Source organism: Devosia indica (assembly GCF_003056405.1).
GTDB classification, from domain to species: Bacteria; Pseudomonadota; Alphaproteobacteria; order Rhizobiales; family Devosiaceae; genus Devosia; species Devosia indica.
This window is the reverse complement of sequence record NZ_PYVZ01000033.1, coordinates 4,358-5,959: the sequence shown is the minus strand read 5'-3', so window position 1 is coordinate 5,959 and position 1,602 is coordinate 4,358. Positions and strand designations below refer to the sequence as shown.

The window sequence follows — 1,602 nt, the reverse complement described above, 5'->3', positions numbered from 1 at the left end:
AAACCCAAGAGGCCAATCAGCAGCGCCACCTCGAAATAGATGACCGTGCTCGCCCGCATTCCAAAGGTCACCAGCAACAGCATGGCCACGACATAGAGAGCATCGAGACTCAGCACCCGGTCCTGGGCGCGCGGGCCTGCGACCAGTCGGTAGAGCGTGACCAGCATGGCGGCGCCAAGCAGCACTTGGGCAATGCTGATGCTCCAGAACAAGATGACTGCGCTCATTGGAATATCTCCAGCAGCAAGGCTTCGTAACGTAGTTTGACGGTTGCCACCCATTCGGCTTCGTCGATCAGGTCCAGCACATGGATCAACACGCTGCTTTCGGCGGGGCTATATTCCAGCCATGCACTGCCGGGAGTAGCGGTGATAATGCAGGAGAGGACGGCCAAGCCTGCTGGATCCTTGAGCTCCAGCGGCATCTTGATGAAACCGGCCGTGGTCTCGCGCCGGTCGCCGGCGAGAATGATGCGGGCGACCGCAATATTGGAGCGGACGACATCGACCGTCACCAGCGCAACGAGCTGCAGCACCTTGCCCGGCCGCCGGATCACCGGCTTGTGCGGTTGCAGGCGCGCCATGGCCTGCGACGCTGACCAGGCAACCACAAAGCCAAGAAGAATGTGCCCCAACCCCACGGATTGCTGCAGCAGCAACCACATCAGCGTCAATGCCAGGGTCAGCAGCGGATAGGGGAAAACCCGTCTCATGGGAGCGTCTCCCGAATGAGGGTAGCGGCGGCCTCAGGGCCCATGATTTCGAGCACATAGAGCTCGGGTACGCTGACCAGCGCCGCAGCACTTTCCATATAGCCGAGGATCGGCGCGGGCAGCACGCCGATGGCGATGCACAGCGCCAGCAGCACCACGATCGGCACCATTTCGCTGAGCCGCGCGCTCACGGCGCCCGGCTCGAGCGTCGCCCAGAAGATGTTGATGCCACTGCGCGCCATGGCGATGAGGACTGCAAGGCCAGAGACAATCAGGGTTCCGGCCAGCCACCAGGCGCTGGCACTGGGCCCCGAGCTGCCGCCCAGCGCTGTGACGAGAATGGCGAATTTAGCAAGGAAGCCGGACAGCGGTGGCAGACCTGCCAGCAGCAGGCAACAAAGGCCGAAACTGATGCCGAGGAACGCAGTGCTCGCCGGGATGACAAGACCGGCCTCTTCATGCTCGGGTTCTGCGTCCTCGTCATCGCCCTCGCCATAGGCCTCCATGGTGACGGCAAGCACGTCCGCACCCACGATGCGCGAGCGCTCGATGATCTCGATGAGCAGGAACAGCGCGGCAATCGCGAAGGAGGAGATGACGAGGTAGAACAGCGCCCCGCTGAGCACACCCGCCCCTCCAAAACCGATGGCGGCCAGCAGCGTGCCCGAGGAAACGAGCACCAGATAGCTTGCGAGCCGCATACTGGTTTGCGCCGATAGAACCCCGATCGTCCCATAGGCCAGGGTAGCCAGGCCGCCAACAAACAGCACATTGTGGTTGAAGCCGAGCACACCCTCCGCTTCTGCCGCAAAGAGCAGATAGGAGAGCCGCAAAAGGGCATAGATGCCCACCTTGGTCATGATGGCGAACATGGCCGCGACCGGCGCCGC

The 1,602-nt window shown here is 62.6% G+C and carries 3 protein-coding genes; all 3 read right to left on the bottom strand.

Annotated elements, in window-relative coordinates; translation table 11 throughout:
• A partial coding sequence (locus DDE76_RS19155) for a monovalent cation/H+ antiporter complex subunit F (protein WP_108463720.1) occupies positions 1-227 on the bottom strand: 227 nt, incomplete at its 3' end.
• Positions 224-712, bottom strand: coding sequence for a Na+/H+ antiporter subunit E (locus DDE76_RS19150; RefSeq protein WP_104891353.1), 489 nt, complete (start codon positions 710-712; stop codon positions 224-226). The genes DDE76_RS19150 and DDE76_RS19155, both read right to left, overlap by 4 nt.
• On the bottom strand, positions 709-1,602 hold an 894-nt coding region (locus DDE76_RS19145; protein WP_281261871.1), incomplete at its 5' end, for a proton-conducting transporter transmembrane domain-containing protein. The genes DDE76_RS19145 and DDE76_RS19150, both read right to left, overlap by 4 nt.

Bases quoted from the DNA above. Each gene is read 5' to 3' on its own strand.
- DDE76_RS19150 (WP_104891353.1), bottom strand. From the start codon at position 712: ATGAGACGGGTTTTCCCCTATCCGCTGCTGACCCTGGCATTGACGCTG.